The organism is Allobosea sp. 05T439 (genome assembly GCF_056396005.1).
Genome location: NZ_JBFTKP010000027.1, coordinates 71,740 through 93,670, shown reverse-complemented (window position 1 = coordinate 93,670; position 21,931 = coordinate 71,740). Strand labels below are relative to the sequence as shown.

Annotated in this window: 15 protein-coding genes; 2 read left to right on the top strand and 13 right to left on the bottom strand. The window is 66.8% G+C overall.

Going from position 1 to position 21,931, the window contains the following annotated elements; all coding sequences use genetic code 11:
* Both AC1DIO_RS25155 and AC1DIO_RS25150 read left to right on the top strand, forming a co-directional pair.
* Positions 1-447, top strand: a 447-nt coding sequence (locus AC1DIO_RS25155) for an aspartate-alanine antiporter-like transporter (protein WP_476854266.1), incomplete at its 5' end; no start/stop codon positions are given.
* A gap of 259 nt (positions 448-706) precedes the next feature.
* Complete coding sequence (locus tag AC1DIO_RS25150; RefSeq protein ID WP_441490985.1) at positions 707-1,030, top strand: hypothetical protein; 324 nt, start codon at positions 707-709, stop codon at positions 1,028-1,030.
* Between the two features lie 132 nt (positions 1,031-1,162).
* Here the strand turns inward: AC1DIO_RS25150 and AC1DIO_RS25145 are convergent, their stop codons facing one another.
* The 13 genes from AC1DIO_RS25145 to AC1DIO_RS25085 form a co-directional block, all read right to left on the bottom strand.
* On the bottom strand, positions 1,163-1,363 hold the full coding sequence (locus AC1DIO_RS25145) for a hypothetical protein (protein WP_441490986.1): 201 nt from the start codon (positions 1,361-1,363) through the stop codon (positions 1,163-1,165).
* Positions 1,364-1,707: 344 nt separating this feature from the next.
* Positions 1,708-2,517, bottom strand: coding sequence for a class I SAM-dependent methyltransferase (locus AC1DIO_RS25140; protein WP_441507779.1), 810 nt, complete (start codon positions 2,515-2,517; stop codon positions 1,708-1,710).
* Positions 2,518-2,550: 33 nt separating this feature from the next.
* Positions 2,551-3,231, bottom strand: coding sequence for a peroxiredoxin-like family protein (locus AC1DIO_RS25135; RefSeq protein WP_441507778.1), 681 nt, complete (start codon positions 3,229-3,231; stop codon positions 2,551-2,553).
* 18 nt (positions 3,232-3,249) lie between these two features.
* On the bottom strand, positions 3,250-6,543 hold the full coding sequence (locus AC1DIO_RS25130) for an adenylate/guanylate cyclase domain-containing protein (RefSeq protein ID WP_476854265.1): 3,294 nt from the start codon (positions 6,541-6,543) through the stop codon (positions 3,250-3,252).
* 250 nt (positions 6,544-6,793) lie between these two features.
* Entirely contained in the window at positions 6,794-13,348 is a 6,555-nt protein-coding gene (locus AC1DIO_RS25125) for an autotransporter domain-containing protein (protein WP_476854264.1), read from the bottom strand.
* A gap of 89 nt (positions 13,349-13,437) precedes the next feature.
* A complete protein-coding gene (gene ampH, locus AC1DIO_RS25120) occupies positions 13,438-14,649 on the bottom strand; it encodes a D-alanyl-D-alanine-carboxypeptidase/endopeptidase AmpH (protein ID WP_441507775.1) in 1,212 nt (403 codons plus the stop codon).
* Positions 14,650-14,822: 173 nt separating this feature from the next.
* Entirely contained in the window at positions 14,823-15,803 is a 981-nt protein-coding gene (locus tag AC1DIO_RS25115) for a LytTR family transcriptional regulator DNA-binding domain-containing protein (RefSeq protein ID WP_476832496.1), read from the bottom strand.
* 115 nt (positions 15,804-15,918) lie between these two features.
* A complete protein-coding gene (locus AC1DIO_RS25110; protein WP_476769651.1) occupies positions 15,919-16,800 on the bottom strand; it encodes an ABC transporter permease in 882 nt (293 codons plus the stop codon).
* Position 16,801: 1 nt separating this feature from the next.
* Entirely contained in the window at positions 16,802-17,734 is a 933-nt protein-coding gene (locus tag AC1DIO_RS25105; protein ID WP_441507773.1) for an ABC transporter permease, read from the bottom strand.
* A complete protein-coding gene (locus AC1DIO_RS25100) occupies positions 17,734-18,459 on the bottom strand; it encodes a glycerophosphodiester phosphodiesterase (RefSeq protein ID WP_441507772.1) in 726 nt (241 codons plus the stop codon). Before AC1DIO_RS25100 ends, AC1DIO_RS25105 begins: the two co-directional genes overlap by 1 nt.
* Positions 18,456-19,448: an ABC transporter ATP-binding protein gene (locus AC1DIO_RS25095; RefSeq protein ID WP_441507771.1), complete on the bottom strand. Its 993-nt coding sequence runs from the start codon at positions 19,446-19,448 to the stop codon at positions 18,456-18,458. The genes AC1DIO_RS25100 and AC1DIO_RS25095 overlap by 4 nt, the downstream gene beginning before the upstream one ends.
* Positions 19,445-20,308, bottom strand: coding sequence for an ATP-binding cassette domain-containing protein (locus AC1DIO_RS25090; RefSeq protein WP_476854263.1), 864 nt, complete (start codon positions 20,306-20,308; stop codon positions 19,445-19,447). The genes AC1DIO_RS25095 and AC1DIO_RS25090 overlap by 4 nt, the downstream gene beginning before the upstream one ends.
* Entirely contained in the window at positions 20,305-21,900 is a 1,596-nt protein-coding gene (locus tag AC1DIO_RS25085) for an ABC transporter substrate-binding protein (RefSeq protein WP_441507769.1), read from the bottom strand. Before AC1DIO_RS25085 ends, AC1DIO_RS25090 begins: the two co-directional genes overlap by 4 nt.
* Between the last annotated feature and the right edge of the window lie 31 nt (positions 21,901-21,931).

Here is a 21,931-nt window from a genome sequence, read left to right as displayed (position 1 = left end):
GCGAGCGGCGGCGCCCTCTTCATGGGGCTCGTCTTCGGCTGGCTCCGCTCCGTCTACCCCTTCTACGGCCGCATTCCCGAGCCGGCGATCTGGATCTTCGATACGGTCGGGCTTTGCATGTTCATCGGCATCGTCGGGCTCGGCGCCGGCCCAAGTTTCGTCTCGGGCCTGAAGGCGACCGGCGTCAGCCTGATCCTGGTCGGCCTCGTCTCCGCGCTGCTGCCGCATACCATCGGCATTCTGTTCGGGCGCTACGTCCTTAAGATGGACCCGCTCATCGTGCTCGGCGCCTGCGCCGGGGCCGGCACCATCACGGCGGCGCTCAGGGCCATCCAGGACGAGGCCCAGAGCAGCATTCCGGCGCTGGGTTACACAGTGCCCTATGCCATCGGCAATATCCTGCTCACGGCCTGGGGGCCGATCCTGATCGGAATCATGTCGCGTTAGGGCAGCCGATCTGTTGCGGGTCCGTTTCCACGCTGTGGACATCCAGCCCCTGGCGAAAGCTCAGGTCGCGCGTGCTTTCGGGTATTCGAGGAAAGAACCGTGGCAGTGCGCGGGTTGATCGCAGCAGAGATGGCGCTCTCCTTATCTCACAAGGAGCTTCGTCTGATGGGCGCTTCCTGAACAGAGCCGAACAATTCCGTTCATCCTGCGTTCCCTTTCGGAAGGCTTTAATCGCCGGGAGGAAAGAAGGAGAACCCCGATGCGTCGGTTCTTGATCACAGCCACTATCGTCTTGGGCGCGGCCGCAACCATGGCCGGCCTCGCGCCCGCAGCTCACGCCAGCGAAGCGATTGCGCCCTCGATTGCGCAGCAGCTCGACAAGCAACCGTTGGCGTTCGCCATGACCGAGGCGAAGCGGGAACGCTTGATGATCATCCAGGGCAACATGGATCGGCAGCGATATTACGGCCGCCGCGATGGCTATAGTCACGGCTACGGCTATGGTTATGGCCGTCGCCATGGTGGTCCGCCGCCCTGGGCGCCTGCACATGGCTACCGCCGGCACCATTATGAGCGCTGGTAGGCTCGCTCCCGCGGGATAATTTCCCCGCTGAATAGGCGGAGGGCCGGCAGGCGGCTCTCCGGAATGGTCGAGGCTCCGGTCTCATAAGCTCGGAGCCTTGGTCATGGGAGCCACGCGTTAGGCTCGAGCAGGTCAGCCTTGTGCATCGTCGCGCGCGTGTCGCCGCCGACTTCGTGCGTGCCGCCAGAACGCGACAAGCGCAATCAGGGCGGTGACCAGCAGGAGTGAAACGCCCATCTGGATCAGTCCGAACTTGTGTGCGCCTGGAGGCACAAACCACCCGGCGACGACGGCGGCGACGTTCAGAACGGACTCAACGAAGCGGTCCAACATCTTGATCCCCTTTCCCAAAGCCCGTTTCAGGAGCAAGTCGCTGAACGGTGGCGAACGAGAGGACTCTCATCCTCATTTGTCGGGGGTGCCCGCTCGCGGTGCAAGCAAATTCTAGAAGATCCTGCCCGCAAAATTCATTCTGGAAGCAGTATTCAGCGGCATCGGGCTGCCTGAACATTTCCGAGCCACTTGCGAAACCGGGATGCGCCCGGACTACCCTTCAGTCAGCTGCTACAGCCGCGCAAATCAACCAGGTCTGGCGTGCGCCATCCCAGGGCTTTCTGCCCTCGGGCGGTGTTGCGGCGGCCAAGCTAACAGCTGATCGAGGCCTATGCCGGTGGTCCTTATCCACCGCCGGGAACCACCCCCCGGCAGGCCCAGGCGACCGCCGCAAATGAGCGCGGGCCATCAGGTTGGCCGGCCTCATAGGCGGCCCTGACGGCTTCACCGGCCTTTGCCCGGGACGCCGGATCGAGCCCCGCCACATATTTGCCGAGCGGCCCCTCCCCGGCGGCGAACGGGTCCCAGTAGTCAGCGAAATTCGCGTAATCCATCCTGATCATAAGCGAGGTCTGTTCGACGCTCTCGAGGCCCTGCGCCGTGAAGGTCTGCCGCATTTCGTCGGGCCTCATCATGGGCTGGAAGCAGTAATGAGCGCGCAGGCTTCGCGCCTGCTCGTCCTGCGCAGCGAGGGTGTCCAACATCATGCGCATCCCCGACATCCCGCCGAGATGATCCCAAACGGCGGCTGCGACAACGCCGCCCGGCCGCACGACGCGACGCATTTCGGCAACCGCCTTGTCGGCTGCCGGCACGAAGTGCAGGACGAGCAGCGACAGGGCCCGGTCGAATTCGTCGTCGGGGAAAGGGATGGCGCAGGCATCGCCCTCCTTGATCGTGATCCGCGGATCACTGTTCCGGCGCCGGGCCTCCGCGACGAAGATCGGTGAAAAGTCGATCGCCGCGACCTCGGCGATTTCCGCTGCCTGGGGCAGCGCGAAGGTCAGGCTGCCTGTGCCGCAGCCGACGTCGATGACGCGCTCGCCATGGGCGATACCGGCGAAATCAATGAACGGGCCGGCAAGCTGACGGCTCCAGCGGCCCATGAGCTGCTCATAACCGCTGGCGCTGCGGACGGTGAAGCTGGACGGCATGGTGGGGCTCTCCTTGCTCGCTGAAGAACCTCCCTACTGCGCAACCTGGGAAACGGCCGACATGAGCTCCTGGGGGTTCGGCGCCCCGAACATGTAACGCCCCCCTTCCGGAACTTCGGTGAAGCACCAGCGCACGATGCCTTGCCGGTCGAGCAGGAACTGGCCGACAAGCTGGCCAAGGCCTGTCGCCTTCATCTCCAGGTCGGCCTCGGTCAGTTCGTAACCGTCCTTGTTGTCGAGGAATTGCGACCCCGCCAGCGGGTCKAGCGGTCCTGGCGTCTCGCCGGAAATCTCGACCCGCATACCCAGCACGGCGGCCATCGAGACCTTGTGCGGCCACGCCGTCTCGTTCTCCGTGAATTCGAGATTTGGCAGGCCAAATGCCTGGTGGGAGGTTCGTTTAGGGTCGGAGGCGGCGATAAGATTGGGCATCGGATGATAACGGAAATAGAGCCGCGCGCGTTCAATCGGCGTGTTGACCACGGTCAGGCTCTCKACGCCCGCAGCACGGAGCGCCGGATCGAGCTGCGCCTGGGCGGCGATATGGCGCCGGCAGAAGGCACAGTGCAAGCCGCGGTACAGGCCGACCAGCACCGGCTTTTGACCGCGAAAGTCGTCGATCGCGATCTTTCCCTCGCGGGTGATGGCGTCGAGCACGACGTTCGGTGCCCTGTCGCCGGGTTGAAGAGGAACCATGTCGGCCTGCGCGAGCATATCCAACCTCCTCCGCGGTCAATCGAGGAAAGGCAGCACCACGAGCGCTTCCGGGTCGAGCCCGTGCCGGGCGCAGACATCTTGCGCCAGCGAAAAGTAACGGTCGGCTTCCGCCAGATCGTCACGGTCGAGATTGAGTGTTGCGAGACCATCATAACATGGAAAGAGCAGCTGCGGCTCGCCCGTTTCGCGGGCAACGTCGAGCGCTTCGTTGTAGAAGCTGGCCGCGATGTCTGGTTGCCCCTGGCATTGGTGAATCTGCCCGAGCACGATCAGGGGCACAGGCAGGTGCTCGCGCTGGTCGAGCGCACGGTCGATCTCCACCGCCTTCTCCGCCGCCGGAACGCCCTCTGTCGGGCAGCTGTCCGTGAATGTGCAGCAGGCGACCGCCAGATTGGTGAGGAGGCGTGCCTGGAAACCCAGATCGCCGATACGCCGCGATATCTCGAGGCCGCGCCGACACACCTCCATCGCCTGCACGGGATTGATCGTTGTATAGAGCACGCCGAGATTGGTGTAGCCGCGGCAGGCGGCGCCAGGCAGGTCGGCAGCTTCAGCCACCTCTATGCTTCGCTCCACCTCGCGCACTGCTTCGCGGTTCCGCCCGAGCCGGGCCAGCGCGACGCCCTTGGTGTTGAGCGCTTCCGCAGTCACGAGCGCTGCCTCGCGCCCGATCCCGGAGGCCTCGTCCCKGGTCAGCGTGCACGCGCATGCGAGCGCAGCGTCGGCCCATTCTGCTGCACGCGCGTGGTCGCCGGTCCGGAACGCCAGGCGGCCGCGTTCCTGCCAGAGATGCGCCTGCTCGATCGGTGCGTCAGCTCCGTCGAGAAGTGTCGCGGCCTCGGCGTAGCAGGCTTCGGCCTTGTCGCGCTTGCCGACATCCCAGAGCAGGCGGCCGATCTTGCGAAGAACCCGGGCCGAGGCGACGCGGTCGCCGTTCTCGCGATAGACCCGCAGCACCATCCCATAGTGCTCATGCGCCAGCGCACGGCGGCCGGTCGGGCCACAGAGATCGGCAATCCGCTCGCCGACCTGCAACCTGACCCCTGTCGGTTCGGCCGTCGCCAGCGCCGCGAGCGCCTGCTCGTAGAAGCGAAGGGCGTCATCATTGGCATAGATCATGCGGGCGCGATCACCGGCCTCGCGCAGGTATTGCGCGCCCTTTTCCCGCTCTGCGCTCAGCCCGAAATGATGACCGAGCACGGTCAGATCTTCGAGCCTTTCGGGACTTTCGCCGCACAGGCCTTCGAAGGCGGTGGCGATCTGCCCGTGCAGTTCGGTCCGTCGTAGCAGCAGCAGATTCTGGTAGATCACATCGTGCAGCAATGTCTGCGTGAAGCGGTAGCACTGCGACGAGATTGCGCCTGTCCCGGCCTTCTGGATGATTTCCGCGTCGCCAAGCAGTTCGAGCCCGGCTTCGAGCCTGGCGGGGTCGGCGGTCACCGCTGCAAGCAGCGTCGCATCGAAGCGAGGGCCAATGACCGCGGCTTCCTGCGCGAGACGCCGCGCCTCCTGCGGCAGCCGGTCGAAGCGGGCGAGCAACATCGCCTGGATCGTGTCCGGGATGCTGACTGCCGCTTCGCCCGCCACGATCTGCCAGTGCTGGCCGTCGCGCTTCAGCACGTCGAGCTCGATCAGGCTGCGCACGATCTCCTCGAGGAACAGGGGGTTGCCGCCGGCGCGCTCGAGGATCCTCTCAGGCAGCGCCCCGATGGAACTCAGCCAGCCCTCTCCGAACAGGGCCGCGAGCAGGCGGCGTCCGTCGCTGTCTCCAAGCTGCGTCAGCCTGAGCGCGGTATGGCTGAAGCGGCTTGAGTCCAGCGGGTCGTTTTGCTGCGTGGGGCGATGAGTGACCACCAGCATCAGCCGCGATCGGTCCAGCCTGTCCATCACGAAACGCAGCGCTTCCAGCGATACCGTGTCAGCCCAGTGCAGATCTTCGACGACGATCAGCAKCGGCGATAGCGCCAGGCGCCGCTCGATGATCGTGCAGACAGCATGGAGGATTTGCCGCCGCAATTGCTCGGGCTCGACATGCTGCAAACTTGCCTTGGGGTCGCCCAGGCCGAGCACATGGTAGAGCAGCGGCATCAATCGCTCCGCCTCTTCGCCCGCCATGCCAAGGTTGGCCAGCAAGGCTGCGAGCTTCAAGCGCATCTCGTCGGGAGCATCGTTCTGCATCACCCCGGCAGCGCTGCGCACGACTGCGCCGATGGCGCCGAAGGACTGTTCGCCAAGCGGCGAGCAGGCGGCCTGCCGTACGGCAACGTCGCGAAAGCGCTCCTCGCAGCCGAGGCGGCCGACGAACTCGTTCACCAGCCGAGATTTCCCGATGCCGGCCTCACCGACAAGGCGCAGAAGCTGCGCCTGGCCAGCACAGGCCTGGTCGAGACTCGCCAGCATGCGCTGGAGCTCCGCATCGCGGCCGATCAGCGGTGCGCTGAGGCCGAGTGCATCGAGCCCACGCGCTGCACGGGGTGATGCGAGCGGTCCACCCAGCCGATGCACCAGCACGCTGCCGGACCTGCCGCGAAGGGCGACCTCACCGAGCGAGGTATAGGAGAAGGCATGCCGGGTCAGCCTATAGGTCAGCGGCCCCACCAGGACCTCGCCCGGGGCGGCCAGCGATTGCAGTCTCTGCGCTGTATTCACCGTGTCGCCGGTCACCGAATAGGATTTCGCAGTACCGACGCCGAGACCTCCAGCAACAACCGGCCCGGTGTTTATGCCGAGATGGAGCACCATTTCAGCGCGCCCGGCGGCGGAGCTTTCGCCGAGCCGCGCCGTGCGGGCGATCATGTCGAGCGCAGCGCGGAGCGCGCGTTCGGGATCATCCTCATGCGCGACAGGTGCGCCGAACAGTGCGAGCAGCGCATCGCCGATGAACTTGTCGACAAAGCCACCGAAGCTCTGCACGGCCGCGGTCAGTTCCGTGAACAACGCGGTCTGCAAGGTCTGGACGACCTCGGGGTCGAGCCGCTCGCTGAGCGCGGTGAAGCCGCTGAGGTCGGCGAACAGGACCGTCACCGTCCTGCGATCCGCATCGGAGACCGGCGGCGCGGTTGTATGGTCCCTTTCAACGTCCGGAAGCGGTGCTGGCATCCGGGAATCCAGCGCAGCGATTGCTCTCGACGCGGACGCTGTCTGAGGAGTGGCCCTCGCGGTGGTGCGGGCGCCGCATTGCGGGCAAAAGGCGAAATCCGGCGCACAGAGAAAGCTGCAACTCGAACACGGCACGGGCTGGCGCACGCCGCATTTCGGGCAGAAGGCAAAGCCGCTTTCGATCTGGAAACCGCAGCCCGAGCAGTCCATCGACCAAGACCTCGCGGGGCCGTAAAAGCCTGCTCTCGCTTCACGCTTTGCCGCACGGCCTTCATGAGGTTGAACCCATAACGGCCAGGCTGCAAGCGACGGCGCGATAACGGAATCAGTCGGCCGTTCCTACCAGGCGAGTTGGCCGGTCGGGCTCTCGGCGGCAGCCGATCGCGTCGGCGCGTCCTGCGCCATGAGCGATTTGCCGTCGGGCCGAGAACGTTCCTGCGTGCGCGGTCGTCCCCTGCCCTCAGAACCTCATTCCAAGCCTGGCGTTGAAGCTATGGTCGGTGGCGCCCCGCGCGAGCTGGCCATCATAGGCGATGCTGAGCTCGGCCGCCGGCGTGAGCTTCATGCCGATGCCCGCGCCGACCACCAGCGCATCGCGGGCGATCGGAACGCCCGCGATCGAGAACGGGGCGCCGCCGGCGAAGGCCTGGAGCGAGAGTGGCGTCAGGTCGCCGCCAGCATGGCGCCAGCCGAGCGTGCCGTTGAGCTGCACCGTGCTGCTGCCGAGTTCGACGCTGGTCTGCGCACGCAGGCCGAGCGTGGCGAAGGTCACGGCGGCGGTCTGCGGGCCCGCGGACAAAGCGGCGATGCCGCCCGTCTCACGAAAGCCATCACTGCGAAGGTTGACATAGGCCAGATTGGCGAACGGCTCGAACACGCCCGGCCCGAAGTCGAGACGATAGGCGATCTCGCCAAAGGCCTGCAGGGAGTGGGCGCCGTAGCCCGACAGAAGCTGCTCGCCGCTGCCAGGGAAGGAGACCGAACGCCGCATCGAGAGATCGTGCCAGGTAAAGTTCGCCGCGCCGGTCAGGCGGAGACGATCGAAGCGGGCCCCGCCATAGAGGCCGATCGTGTAGTTGTCCGCGTCCGCCTGCGACCTGCGGCGCGCCACCTCGAAATGCGAGCGCGAATATCCCGCCATGATGCCGGCCCGACTATCCGCCGTGGCAGCGAGGTCGAGGCCGGCGACGAGGCCGTTGGTCGAGCGCGTGAGCGAGGCGGCATTGCCGTCCCCTTGTGTCTGCCCCCAGGAGCCGAAGCCGCGCGCCCATAGCGCCAGGCTTTCCGCCGGGGCCGTCGAGATCGCCCCGTTGCCCGAAGCATAGGCCAGCGTCGCGATATGCGGCGCGCCGATTCCGTCGAAGGCCGCGCGGATCCGGTCGGAAACCGCACTGCGCACGATCTGGCTGCCTTCGATCAGCACGGTCTTGGCCGAGGCGTGAATCTCGCCGGACAGGCTGTCGAATGCGCGTCGGCCTTCATCCTCGTCGCGCAACTGCGTGAAGCGCTGCCAGAGCGGATTGGCCTCGTCGAGGCTCTCCAGGCCGAGGCTGGTCTGGGTCTGGTTGCGGGTCTGTGCGAGAGCGGAGAAAGGCAGGTCGTTGCGCAGCAAGGTCAAGGTGACGCTGGTCGCGTCATAGCCCAGCGTCGGATCGAGGAAGAGATAGCGCGAGCTGACATCGTCGAAACGGCCCTGCACGCCCCGATCGGCGGTCAGGATCGTATAACGCTGGTTCGCTCGATAATTGCCGTCCTCACCGAGATGCACCACCGACCCGCCGCCGAGCCGTGCCGCACCACCGGCACGGATCAKGTCGCTCGACATGCCGCTGGCATCGACCTCGACCTCATAGCTCGCGCCCGGCTCGAACGCGATGTCGCCGGTAACCGTCAGCGTGCCGATCGAGTTGCCGGGCGCGATCGTCGCGCCGGAGCGGATCGTCGTTGCGCCGACGGAACCGCTGCCCTGAAGTCTGGCGCCAGCGAGCACGTCGATCTCGCCGCCAAGGGAACCATTGACCACGAGCATGCCCGCCGACACCGTGGTCGTGCCGGAATAGCCCGCGCTATCGCCGCGCAATTCGAGCCCCCCGCGGCCGGTCTTGTCGAACCGTCCCGTCCCGGAGAACACGCTAGCGATGCTGGCGTCTCTGCGCTGATCGAACACGACCGTGCCGTTATTGGCGATGTCGCCGGAGATCGAGGCTGCGTCGCCGACGAGCCTGCCCGCCGCGACGACGGTGCGGCGATAGAAGTTGGTGCCGGTCAGCGTCAGCGTTCCCGCCCCGGTCTTGATCAGATCGCCGAAGCCATAGACCCCACCCGTCAGCGTCGCGTCGCGGCCATTGGTATCGACGGTGCCGTTGCCCAGCAGCAGCACGGTGCGGCTGGTGTCGAACGCGGTGCCGAAGCGCAGCGCGCCGCCGAAGAAGCTGATCGCCGTGCCCCGGGCGCCGAGATTGCCGTCGGACGCGACCTCGAGCACACCAGCCCTGATCACCGTGCCGCCGGAATAGCTGTTATTGCCGGTCAGGATCGTCGTGCCGCTGCCGGACTGGACGACGCTGCCGCTGCCCGAGATGGCGCCGGCGAAGACGTAGTCGTTCGTGCGGTTGAAGCTCAGAAGGGCGTTGTTGACGACATCGCCGGCGAGTTCGCCGGAGGTCCCGCCATTGCCGATCTGCAGCATGCCGGCCGCAATCGTCGTGCCGCCGCCATGGCTGGCGCTTCCTGTCAGTGCGAGCGTGCCCCAGCCGTCCTTCACCAGGCTGCCAGTGCCGCTGACTGCCCCACCGAGGGCCAAGGTTGTGCCCGCGATGGTCTCGATCGTGCCCGAGCCGGTGAGCGTGACCGCGCGGCTGCTGGTGATGTCGGCGAGCGTCGCCAGCCGGCCTCCCCCGCTCAATGCAAGGCTGGAGGATGCATTGCCGAGATTGGCGTCGGCGATGATGGCCAAAGTGCCGCCGCGGATCGCCGTGCCCCCGGAATAGCTGCTCGTCCCCGTCAGCAACAGCGTGCCCGCACCTGCCTTCGCGACCCGTCCGGCGCCGGTGATGCTGCCGGCGAAGGCACTGTCCTCGGCCTGGTCGACGGTCAGCGTAGCCGTGCCGAGCGCAATCTCGCCGCCTGTGCCGGCGAGTTGGCTCATCGCCAGATGATAGCTGTTGAGATCGAGCCTGCCGCCGGTCAGGACGTAGCCGGTCATCCCTGGCAGGGCTCCGGCGCTCTCTGCGATCAGCGTTCCGGCCGTGATGAGCGTGCCGCCGGACCAGCTGTTGCTGCCTGAAAGCGCGAGCGTACCGGTGCCCCATTTGATCAGCCCGCCCGCGCCGCCGAGCCCCCCGGTGAGCCGCAGCGTCGTGCCAGTATCGGTGTCGATGGCGCCGGTGTCGCGCAAGGCGATGCTGCGGCCGGAGGTGAAACTCGCGGTCGTATGGAGCGCGCCATTGTCGAAGGTGAGGCCGCCCGCACCGCCAAGATTGCCGTCATCGGCGATCTGAAGCGTGCCGCCCCCGATCTCCGTGCCGCCGGTATAGGTATTGGCTCCAGACAGGATCAGCGTGCCGTCGCCGGTCTTGGCGAGACCGTCAGAGCCAGTAATCGTCAGGGCGACCGTTGCGGTCTCGCCGTCGAGGACGCGGATCTCCGGCGTCGTGATGACGAAGCTGCCGTTATTGTAGCCGCGCAGGTTCAGGCTGCCTCCGGCCCCGTCGACCAGCGTGTAGCTGCCGCCCGCGAATTGCAGCCCGACGAGGTTCTGCTGGCCGTCAACGGTAACGGTGCCGCCCGGACCGCGGAAGACACCGTAGCCGCTCCCCCATTGCGTCGGAGTGGCGCCGGCATAGTCGAACCAGTTCTGGCTTCCGGCATTCCAGGTGCCGGATGCGCCGCCCGCCGATGTCGTGCCCCAGAGTTGCAGGATGTTGAGGCCGTTCTGCTGGACGAGCAGGTCGACCTTGCCCGCCTGCGAGATGTCGATTCTGTAGTCATAGGCGAACGGGCTGGTCGCCGGCGTGCTCCCGATGCCGAGGCCGCCGCCGGAGAGGGCACCGGTATAGGTGAAGACACGATGGAAGCCGATCATGGGCTGAGAACCGGCGCCGATGTTCAGTATCCCGCCATTGAGGGCGAGGTTTCCATTGACCTGTGTCGTGGCGGAGTCGATCGGGGGGGCGTCGGCGCTGCGCAGTTGGTAATCGTAGTTGCTGCCGGCGTTGAGTGTCAGCGTGCCGTTGACGATGAGCGGGGCGGCATCCGATGGCCTGATGGTGCCGCCTGCATTCCCCGTGAGGTTGCCGTTGACGGTCAGCGAGGTCGGGCCGGAGGGCGCCAGGGTGCCGCCATTGCCGATCGTGATCGCACCCAGGCTGCCCTCGCCTTCGACACGGCCGCCAGCATTGAGCGCGATGGCGCCGCCGAGACGCGCCGAGCCCGCCATCCTGAGCGTGCTGCTCGCCACCGTCACAGCGCCCGAGAAACCCGAACTGTCGCCCGTCAGGATCGTCGTGCCCGAGAGCAGCCGGATCGTCCCCGCGCCCGCGCTGGCGCTGGAGAGCGCCGCATCGAAGCGATAATCCGACGCCGTGTGGTTGAAGACGAGCGCACCGGCTGTCGAGATTTGCACGCCACCGGTTTTCAGGAATCCGGGAGCGGCTGCCGGAGCCCCGGCACCAGCACCGATGTTCAAGGAGCTGGGGCCGTAATCCTTCAAGGCGATGACATATTTGCCGGTATCGATCAGCCCGCCATCCGAGACCGTCGCGGTTGCGGCTGCGCCGCCGAGCCCCGACAGGGTGAAGGCCTCGACGCCATGATAGAGGGCATCCGAATTGACCGTGGTCAGCACGGAACCGGCACCTGTGACGACGAGGCTGCCGGCGACCGCCACCGTGTCGCTCTGGACCCGACCACCATCGGAGATGAGCAGCGAACTCGTGCTGCCGACGCCAAGTTCGGCGCGCTCGAGGTAGCCGGGGCCGCGATGCACGGTCCAGCGCGAGCCTGCACCCGTGACGACGGCATCGGAGCCGGGCGCGCCGGGCTTGCCGCCGATGATCGTCTCGCCATAGCTGTCGAGGCTCCCGCCATTGGCGATCGTCATATGACCTGAGCCGTCGATCCCGAGGTACAGCGCCGAATAATTGCTCCAGTGCGACCCTGGCCCGGAAATGAGGACCGTGCCGCGAGAGCCGGCCTCCTTGCCGATGATCGTGGCGATCCCGAGCTGGGGCTGGAAGAGCGTGAACAGGCTGGTCAGGGTACCGCCATTCGTGATGGTCAGCGACGCATCCCCCCTGTCGCCCACGACCATGGGGACAGCATTGTTCCATTTGGCCGCGGAACCGGAGATCGTGACGGCAGCATGGGAGCCCGCATCAGGCGCGATGACCGCCGTCGTGCTGGAGAATTCCGCCGCACCGGACAGGACGAGCCCGCCATTCCTGACGCTGATCGTGCTGAAGCTCGCCGCGCCCGTCACGGTCCAGGTGCCCGGGCCGTCCTTCGCAAAGGTGCCGAAGGCCTGGCTGGCATTGCCCAATGCGCCGAAGTCGAAACCGGCATTCTGCCAGCCTCCGAGGACGAGCGTGTTTGGATTGCTGTCGTCGCGGGTCAGGACGACAGTGCCGAGGATGCGATAGCCCGCCTGCAATTCCAGCGTATTGCCGCCGCCGCTCAGATTGATGGCATCGGCACGCGACCCGTCGGGATTGAGCCCGCCTTCGATCTGCCCGGCCGTGACGATCCGAACGCCGCCGCCGCCCGACACAGCACGCCCGCCGCGCCCGTTCTGGCCCGCAGTGCCATCATGGCCGGGATCGATATTGTACGACCCATATCCTGCCGCGCCGGCCGCCCCTCCAGCGCCGCCCTTGCCGCCGGCAACGAGTCCTCCGGCCTGAACCTCCAGGCTTCCGCCGGCGGCGAGGACGAGACCGTCACCGCCATTGCCGGCGCTGCCGCCATGGCCTCCGTCGCCGCCGTTCTTGCCCCCGCCCCCCGTTCCGCCGATGCCCCCGGCACCGCCGTCACCGCCGCGAATGACCGACTGGTTCTGGACGATGATCGGGCCGGAGCCGGAGGCATAGAGCCCGGCTGCGCCATCGCCGCCATTGCCGCCGCTGCCGCCATAATACCCGTCCCCGCCATCGTCTCCCCAGAGGAAACAGGGCAGGCCCGGAGGGCAGTTCTGGCCGAGCACACCTCCCGCGCCGTCCCCGCCCGTACCGCCGGCACCGCCTGCGCCGCCATTGCCGCCCGAAATCACCGACCTGACGAGGACTTCTCCGGACTGCAGCAGCACCAGCCCGACCCCGCCGCCGCCGCCACCGCCGCCACCGCCGCCCGCACCGCCATAGCCTGCCCCTGGGATCGGTCCAACCAGGCCGACGGCACCGGTGCCGGCCTTGCCGCCTCTCGCGCCCGCGCCACCGCTGCCACCGAGAATCGGCGCGGTGACGAAACTCGCGCTCGGATCACTCAGGATCGCGCCGGTACCACCGCCGCCACCGCCGCCGCCGCTGCCGCTGTCATGCCCCCAGATGCCACCGAAGGGCTGGCCGTCGCTGCCGTCTCCGCCAACCGCGCCTGCCTCACCGGCACCGCCCGTGATCGCTTGGCCGCCCGGTAGCGGGCCGGAACCACTCCTGCCGTCGAAGCCGATGGCACCGGCACCGCCGCCATCGCCGCCGCCTTTGGCATGCGCGCCGCTACCCCCGGCTCCGCCCAGGCCGCCGTTGGCAGTACCGCTGCGCTTGTCGCCGTGCCGGCCGCCGCCGCCGCCGCCTCCCCCGCCCGCGAACAATCCCGAGCCGGCGCCCGCTCCGCCAGCGACAGGCTTGCTGACGCCATGGCGGCCGCCCGCGCCGCCGCCGCCCAGCGACTGGGCTGCGGCCGGAGATGCGCCGATCAGGATGGCGCCGAGCATGACGCCCCCGGCCAGGGCTCCGGCGATGGCCGTGGACGAGCGCAGCGCAGCCCGCTTCTGCGACAATGCCGCGCCGTGATATCCGCGCAAGCTTGCAATCGGCGTCCGGTCAGGACGCCGGCTGATTTCAAAGGCCAGGCTCGGCCGCGCCGCCGTCATGCCCCTGCCGTCCGCAACGCTCAGCGCCCTTCTGCCGCGGGCACGAGTTCGGCAGCGAGATCCCGGACCGCCTGCCGTATCCCTCCGAACATGGCGAAGTCGACGCGGCTGGCGACGACGAAGATGCCGAGCTTGCGGTTGGGCGAGAGCACGACATAGCTCATGAAGCCGCCGATGCCGCCGCTCTTGCCGAGCAGCAGCGGCACGCGTTCGCGCGCCGGGCTGACGATCCAGCCCAATCCCATCCCGTCGGAATCCGTGGCCTCGACGCCAACGAGGCGCGCAAGTCCGTCATGGGGCCGCCAGAGCGCATGCGCGAGTGTCCGCGCCGGGCGCCCGGCCGCGTCATCGGCCAGATGCCAGCGCATCCATTTCACCATGTCCTCGGCGGTGGTGTAGATGCCGGCGCTGGCCTGCATCACCTCACTTGCCTCCCAGTTCGGATCGGGCTTGCCGAACGGATCGAGCCCGGTCATCAGTCGGGGCTTCTGAGCCTCCGAGAGACGCAAGCCCGTGTCCGCCATGGCGAGCGGCGCGGTGATGCGCTCGCGCACCAGTTCGGCAAACGGCTTGCCACCGGCCCTGCCGAGCGCGTCGCCGAGCAGGCCGAAGCCGAAATTGGAGTACATCGCGGTGGTGCCGGGGCGGTAGGCCGGGCGATGACCCGAGATCCAGTCCCAGTAATAGGATGCCTTGAAGGTCGCGAACGGGTTCTTCTCTTCCGCCGGCGTCGCTGGATCGGCCATTTCGCGCGGCAGTCCAGCCGAATGCGTTGCGAGGTCGAGCAACGTGATCGGCCGGTCGGCGAAATCCAGCGGAGCCTTGCCGGGCGGGGCATAGCGACTGAGCGGAGCGTCGAGGGCGAGCTGCCCGGTTGCGGCCATCGCGGCAAGCACATCGGCCGCGAAGACCTTTGAAACCGAACCGACGCGGACGATCGATCGGCGGTCGGGCTCCTTGCCGCTGCCCGGCGCGGCTTCGCCATAGCCCGCGATGACGCTGTCCTCGCCCCTGACGACGGCGAGGATCAGCCCCGGAGCGCGCGCGTTCAGGAACATCGCGACGCCGGCCATCGATGCCGCATCCTGCAGGGCCAGATCTTCGGCAGCGGCTTGGCGCTGCCAGCCTGCGGACAGCACGACGGCCAACAAAGAGACGACGGCTAACCTTGCCGCCTTGCGTCCCGGGATGCGTCTGGAGGTTGGAGCGGTGACGGTGCGGCGGAGCGGCATGGGCAAAGCGTGAATCGGTTGATCGGTTCGCCTATCGGGTTGGCGTGCCGGGCGGGAGGCAAGCTCAATTCGACCAACCGACATGCCGGTTCGATGAATGCCCTTGCCGATAGGTTTCATCGTGAGAAATCGGTAAAGCGGCAGGAGGTTACGTTACGCGAAGCGGCCGGCGCTCAAATCCCGAGTCGCTGCCGCAATTCCTGCCGGTAGGGGCGCGACACGGGCCAGGCGTCCGCGAGCTGGCCGAGCGCAATCTTCCAGCCATTTCCGTCGCGCCGGTCGAGCCCGCTGACATGATGCAGATTGACGATCGCGGTGCGGTGCACGCGCAGGAAGGAGGCCGAAGGCAGCAGCCCGGTCCAGAGGGCGAGCGGGCGCAGGTCGAGGACCGTCGAGCCGTCCTTCAGCCAGACCTTGGCATAGTCGCGCGCCGAGCGGACGCCGAGAATGGCATGGGGCTCCACGCCGATGATCTGCCCCTGCCGGCGCAGATGGATCAACGGTGCGAACGCCTTCGCCGGGCCGTCCAGCGCCTGCGCGCTGCGGTGCGATCCGTAACGCGCCAGCGCGATAAGCTCCGCGCATTGAAACAGCGCCCTGATATCCGCCTGCTGCCAGCGCCGGGCTGCGGTGGTCGCGTCGAAACCGATACAGGCACGCAGCTGCCCATCATGGAAGACCGGGACGCTAAGCACGCTCTGGTCGCCCTGGCGCAGCATCTCGACCTGGAGCTGGCGGGCCGGACGCGGCAAGTCGGCAACCCGATTGATCATCACGGCCTTGCCCGAGACCAGGAACTGCTGCAGCCAGGCAATCATCGTCACCGGCGTGTTCTGCAGGTCCTCGACGAAGGAGCGAACGCCCTGCCTGCTCCATTCATGGGTGTTCCGGAAGCGGAGCAGCGCGGCGTCATATTCGAACATCCAGGCCCGGTCGGCACCGGCAAGCGCGCCGATCTCGGCCAGCGCAGCCGTGATCGCGACATCGGCCGGCTCCTGAATCAGCCGCTTGGCCGTGCGATGGGGCCAGTCGGGCCCTGGTCCATCGCCGCAGTCGGACAGCGAACGGGCCTCGTAGGCGGCGTCAGGCGGCTCGCCTGCCGGGGTGCCTGCCTCCGCCTGCGCAACGACCTGCCAGCTGCCTGTGCCACGCACGGCGATTCCTCCTGCTGCATCCGCACATTTGGCGGCGGCCACTGTGCAGGTGCAACCGAAATATTGGCCGTGACGCAACCAGTCCGAACGATGGCAGGGGGCCGCGCCTGCTCGCTCAGCGTGATTGCAGCGTCGGGTCGAGCCTGTCGCGGACCCAGTCGCCGATGATCGAAATCGACATGGTCGTCAGGAAGATCGCCATGCCGGGCAGGATCGCGATCCACCATGCGGTGGTCAGGTAGGCGCGCCCTGCCCCCAGCATCTGGCCAAGGCTGGTCAGAGGCGGGCGGATGCCGAGGCCAAGGAAACTGAGCGAGGTTTCGAGCAGGATCACCTGCGGAAAGTTGAGCGTGAACTGAACGATCAGCACGCTCAGGATGTTGGGGAGGATATGCCGGAGATAGACATGGCGCGCCGGCGCGCCGAGCGCGACCACGGCCGTCGCATAGCCTTGCGTGTTTGCGGCGATGACGACGCCCCGCGTCAGCCGCGCAAAGACCTCCCAGCCGTAGAACCCCATGATGGCGATGAAGAGCAGGAAGCCACCCCCGAACATGGCGATCAGCGCGAGCGCGATCATCATGAAGGGCAGCGACGCCTGGACGTCGGCCAGCATCATGATCGCTTCCTCGACGAAGCCGCGGAAATGCGCCGCGATGAACCCGAGCGCCGTGCCGATCAGGGCGCCGATCAAGGTGCCGCCGAGTGCGACAAGCACGCTGAAGCGGATGGCGTAGATCAGGCGGCTCAGGACATCGCGGCCGAGTTCGTCGGTGCCGAGCAGATGATCCGTCGTCCCACCGAGGAAGACCGGCGGCCTGAGGCGCTTGAGCAGCGCTTGCGCGCGGTAGTCATAGGGCGCCAGCCAGTCCGCGAAGAGAAAGACGACAACGATCAGCGCCAGCAGGACGAGGGCAACGACGACGAGGACGGGATAGCGCGCTTCCGCACGCACCGGAGTGTCGTCAGCCCGACGGAAKGACCATGGCATCGCCATCTCAGTTCTCCGAACGTGCAGCGCGCATGCGCGGATCGATCAGGGTGTAGATCGCGTCGACCGCGAGATTGGCGAGGATCATGGTGACCGAGACCATGATCAGGATCGCCTGGACCAGCGCGAAATCGCGCGACGTGACCGCGTTGACGAGAAGCCGACCGACGCCAGGGACCGCAAACACCGTCTCGACGATGATCGAGCCCGCGACGAGATCGCCGAGCTTGAGCCCGATGATGGTGACGATCGGGATCGCGGCGTTGGGCAGGGCATGCCAGAGCACGCGGCGCATGCTCGGCACGCCCTTGGCGCGGGCCGCTACGACATATTGCTTGTTCAGGACCTCAAGCATCGCCGAGCGGGTGAAACGCGCGAATGTACCCGCAAAATGCGTGCCCAGCGTCACAGCAGGCAGGATCAGGTGCAGGGCCGTCGCGTCGCCCGAACTCGGCAGCAGCCGCCAGTGCAGCGAGAACAGCAGGATCAGCAGGATGCCGAGGAAGAAATTCGGCAGGCTGAAGCCGAGCACGGCGAAGCTCATCACCAGCCGGTCCACCGGCCGATTGCGGTTCAGCGCCGCGACGATGCCGAAGCCGACACCAAGAATGAGGCCAAGCACGAAGGCCGTCAGTCCAAGCCGCAGCGTATGGGGGAGCGCACCTGCGATCAGCTCCACCGCCGGGCGCTGATCGGAGAGCGAGAGGCCGAAATCGCCCTGTGCGATGCCGGCGAGATAGGAGACGTATTGCTGCCAGAGGGGTCGATCGAGCCCGAATTTCTCGCGGTAATGCGCGATGAGTTCGGGCGAGGCCTGGTCTCCGACCAGGGCATCGATCGGGTCCCCCGACAGGTTCAGCGCGACGAAGGTCAGGGTCACGATCAGCCAAACCGTCAGGAGGCCGCGCGCCAGCTTGGTCAGGAAATGACGGCCCGGCATCACGACGCCACGCGGTTTTGTGTTCCGACGAGCAGGTCGGGGTCGTTGAGCAGCACGGCCTGCGGCGACTTCTCCAGGATGGCAGCAAGGCCATCGGCATCGACATCTCCGACACGGCGCCCGGTTCCGCTCCCTCCCGCCGTGACCCAGACCGGCACATGCCCGAGCAGGCCTGTCGCGACCGTTCCGTCGAGACCGCCTTCCCAGATCCGGAAGGCGCTCGCTCCGGCTGCCGCGAAATGGTCCGGGTTTGCCTTATCGGGAAGGAAGGCGAGCACCCGGACGCCCGGCATCTGGAGCCGGGCGTGGGCGACCTGCAGGACGTCGCGCACACCGATCCATACCCGATCGCGCAGCCCTGCCCCATCGATCACCGCGATCACCGCGTCGATGATCGTCAGATCCTGCGTCTTGACGTCGATCAGGGCCTGTCGATGCGGGCAGATCGCTGCGAGCGCCTCGGCCAGGGTCGCGAGCCGGATGCCGCTCGAGCGCGCGATCGTCGCCAGCTCCGCGTAGGTGGTTGTCGCGATGGCCGCCGTGCTGCCTGCCAGCCGCGCCAGATCTGGATCATGCGCGGCGATGACGACGCCGTCCGCCGTCAGGCGCGCATCGGTCTCGACGAGATCGGCCCCGGCGGCGATCGCCGCCCGATAGGCCTCCAGCGTATTCTCCGGGTAGCCGGCGGAGTGGCCGCGATGGGCAATGACAAGCGGCCGGTTCACGATTCTGCCCTCAGTTCTTCGGAGAAATGGCAGCGGACGCTGCGGCCACCCTCGACTTCCCGCAGCACCGGCATCTCGACGGAGCAACGCGGGCGGGCATAGGGGCAGCGGGTGTGGAAATGACAGCCCGGGGGCGGATTGGCAGGCGACGGCGGATCGCCCATAAGCCGGGCCGATCGCGTGCGCCTGGGCGCGGAGAGATCGGGAATCGCGGCCAGAAGCGCCATGGTGTAGGGGTGCAGCGGCTGCCGGTAGACCGGATCCGTCGGCCCCTCCTCGACGATCTGGCCGAGATACATCACGGCGATGCGGTGCGAGAGCTGCTTCACTACGCGCAAATCGTGGGAGATGAAGAGATAGGCGATATCGAACCGCTCCTGCAGCTCCTGCAGGAGTTCGGTCACCTTCGATTGAACGGAGACATCGAGCGCCGAGACCGGTTCATCACAGACGATCAGGCTGGGTTTCATGGCCAGCGCGCGGGCGATGACGACGCGCTGCGCCTGGCCGCCACTGATCTGATGGGGAAAGTGTCCGGCCGTTTCCGGCGGGAGGGCCACCGCCCGCATCAGGCGCGCGACCTCGGCATCCCGACCGGCCCGATCTCCGATCTCGTGCAGGTCGAGCGGCTCGCGGATCTGCCGGCCGATGCTCAGCCGCGGATCGAGCGCCGATTGCGGATTCTGGAAGATCATCTGGATGTCGCGGCGCTGCCGCTGCCAGTCGCCCGGGCTCAAACCGGCAAGGTCGCGCCCCTTGAAGACGATCTCGCCGCCGCTCGGGCGCTCGAGCCCGACGATCATCCGGCCGGTCGTGGACTTGCCACAACCGGATTCCCCGACAAGGCCGAGCGTCTCGCCGACCCGCAGCATGAGCGAGACATCTTCGACGGCGCGGATCGTCTGCTGCGACCGGAAGAAGGAGCGTCCGCCGCCGAAATGGCGACGCAGCTTCGAGACCCGCAGCAGCGGTTCCGACCGTTCACTCATGAGGCGACCCGCTCGCGATAGACCGGCGCGGAGACATCGAGGCGCGGCATCGCGGCCAGAAGCTCGCGCGTGTATTGCGCTTCCGGCGCCTGCAGGATGCGCTCGGCCGGGCCGGCCTCGACCACGCGGCCATGGCGCATCACGACGACATCGTCGGCCATCTCGGCGACAACCCCGAGATCATGGGTAACGAACAGGATCGCCATGCCCAGCTCGGCCTTCAGCCGGTTGAGCAGGTCGAGGATCTGCGCCTGGATCGTCACGTCGAGTGCCGTCGTCGGCTCGTCGGCGATCAGCAGACGCGGCTCGCAGGCCAGCGCCATCGCGATCATCACGCGCTGCGCCATGCCGCCGGAGAACTGGTGGACATAGGATGCCAATCTTTGTGCGGGCTCGGGAATTCCGACCATCCGCAGCAGCTCGAGCTCGCGCGCCTGGCGCTGCGGCTCGGAGAGCGAGCTGTGCAGCCGCAGGGTCTCGCGCAGTTGCGTGCCGACGGTGTGCAGCGGATTGAGCGAGCCGAGCGGGTCCTGGAATACCATGCCGATGCCGCGTCCACGGATCGTCTTCAGCTCGCTTTCGCTCGCCAGGGCGAGATCGCGCCCCTCGAACAGGATGCGCCCGCCGACGCGCCGGCCGTTCCGCGGCAGCAAGCCGAGCACGGCCTGGCAGGAGACGCTCTTGCCGCTGCCGCTCTCGCCGACGACGCATGTCGTGGCGCCGCGACGGACCGAGAACGAGACGGAATGGAGGATGTCGGCATAGCCGGCGGCGGTGCGGAAGCCGACCGTCAAATCCTCGACGGAGAGGAGCGTGTCGCTCCCCTCGCCGGTTTCCGTGATGCGGTCCGTGTCCGTCACTTCGCGCCGATCGACAGGTTCGAGGGGCGGAAGTCCATGTAGTACTGGCTATAGGGCGTCCAGTTGATGCCCTTCTTCAGCGCGTAGCCGGTGACGGGGTTGTAGAGCATCGTCATCGGCATATCGTCCTCGAAGGCAACGAGCAGCTTCGCGAACTGCGCCTTGCGCTTGGTCTCTTCGGTCTCGGCGAGCAGCTCCCTGGCGGCCTCGTTGAATGCAGCGCTCGCGCCGTAATATTTCCAGGTGTTCTGGTTGTCGGTGTCGGGGCCCCACAGGGTCAGGATCGCGCCTGCCGGATCAGGCACGCGATAGGTGTTCGACCAGGCGAAGACCTGGGCACCGGGCTTGCGGACATCCTTGAAGCTGTCGACGAAATCGATGCGCGCATTGATGCCGACTGCGCGCCACATCTCCTGGATGACCTGCGCCGCCTCGACATTATAGAGGTAGTAGTTCGGGATCAGCCTGTAGGAGATCTCCTGGCCCTTGTAGGAGCTCTCGGCAAGGAGCTTCCTGGCGAGCACGGGATCGTAGGAATAGCCCTTGTTCTCCTTCACATAGATCGGCCCGAAGCTCGGCAGCTGGTGGCCGTTGGGCGCATAAGTCTGGCCCTTCCAGAGAGCGTCGATCAGCCCCTTGCGGTCGATCGCCAGGCTCATCGCGTGGCGCAGCTTCTTGTCGGAGAGCACCGGGTCGTTGGTGTTGAACTGGAGCACATGGCTGTTCTCCAGCGGCTCCGTCTTCAGCGTGACATCCTTGTAGCGCTTGAGGCCGTCCCACTGGTCCGGCGGGATCTCGACGGCGATATCGAAATCACCCGCGACGAGACCGGCGACACGGGCTGCGACCTCCGGAACCGAGCGGAAGGTGATGGATTTCGCGGCGGGAGCGCCCTCGAAATAGCGATCGAACGCGGCAAGCGTGATGCGGTCGTTCTTCTGGTAGTCGACGAAGCTATAGGGGCCTGTGCCGACGGGCTTCCAGCGCAGCGCTTTGGCCGCCTGATCCATCCAGGTCTTCGCTTCGACACCCTCCGTCCTGAACTTGTTCCAGGCCTCGTCGCAAATGACGAAGGACATGTAGCTCGACAGGCGGTGCTCGATGATCGGGTCGTGCTGGGCCGTCGTGATCCGGATCGTAAACTCGTCGAGCTTCTCGACATTGGTGAAATTGCCGAAATAGACGCGGCCATCGGGATAATAGGACTTCGCCCCCCAAAGCCGATCGGCAGAAAACGTCGCCAGCACGTCATTAGCGTTGAACGGGCTGCCATCATGGCACACGACGCCGCGGCGCAGCTTCATGTCGAAGGTGGTCGGCGTGCTCCAGGACCAGCTTTCCGCCAGCCCAGGAACCAGTTTCGCACCGCCGTCCGCCGTCGGATGCGCGAAATCGCGCCGGATCAACGTATCGAAGATCGAGTAATAGACCCGGACGTCGACATTGCCGGTGTTCTCGCCGGGGTCGAGCGAGCGCGCAAGTTCGTTCACAGCCACCGTGAGGGCCGGCCGCTCCGCTGCCGACGCGCCGGTTTGCATGGATGCAGCCAGCCCCGCGCCAAGCACCGCCCAAAGCCCTGCATTGCGTTTCATCGCTCTTGCCATTGCATCCTCCCTTGGGGCG

Excerpts from the sequence above, each read along its gene's own strand:
- AC1DIO_RS25140 (WP_441507779.1), bottom strand. The coding sequence starts at position 2,517 with ATGCCGTCCAGCTTCACCGTCCGCAGCGCCAGCGGTTATGAGCAGCTC.
- AC1DIO_RS25095 (WP_441507771.1), bottom strand. The coding sequence starts at position 19,448 with ATGAGTGAACGGTCGGAACCGCTGCTGCGGGTCTCGAAGCTGCGTCGC.
- AC1DIO_RS25105 (WP_441507773.1), bottom strand. The coding sequence starts at position 17,734 with ATGCCGGGCCGTCATTTCCTGACCAAGCTGGCGCGCGGCCTCCTGACG.
- ampH (WP_441507775.1), bottom strand. The coding sequence starts at position 14,649 with ATGCCGCTCCGCCGCACCGTCACCGCTCCAACCTCCAGACGCATCCCG.
- AC1DIO_RS25150 (WP_441490985.1), top strand. The coding sequence starts at position 707 with ATGCGTCGGTTCTTGATCACAGCCACTATCGTCTTGGGCGCGGCCGCA.
- AC1DIO_RS25085 (WP_441507769.1), bottom strand. The coding sequence starts at position 21,900 with ATGAAACGCAATGCAGGGCTTTGGGCGGTGCTTGGCGCGGGGCTGGCT.
- AC1DIO_RS25145 (WP_441490986.1), bottom strand. The coding sequence starts at position 1,363 with ATGTTGGACCGCTTCGTTGAGTCCGTTCTGAACGTCGCCGCCGTCGTC.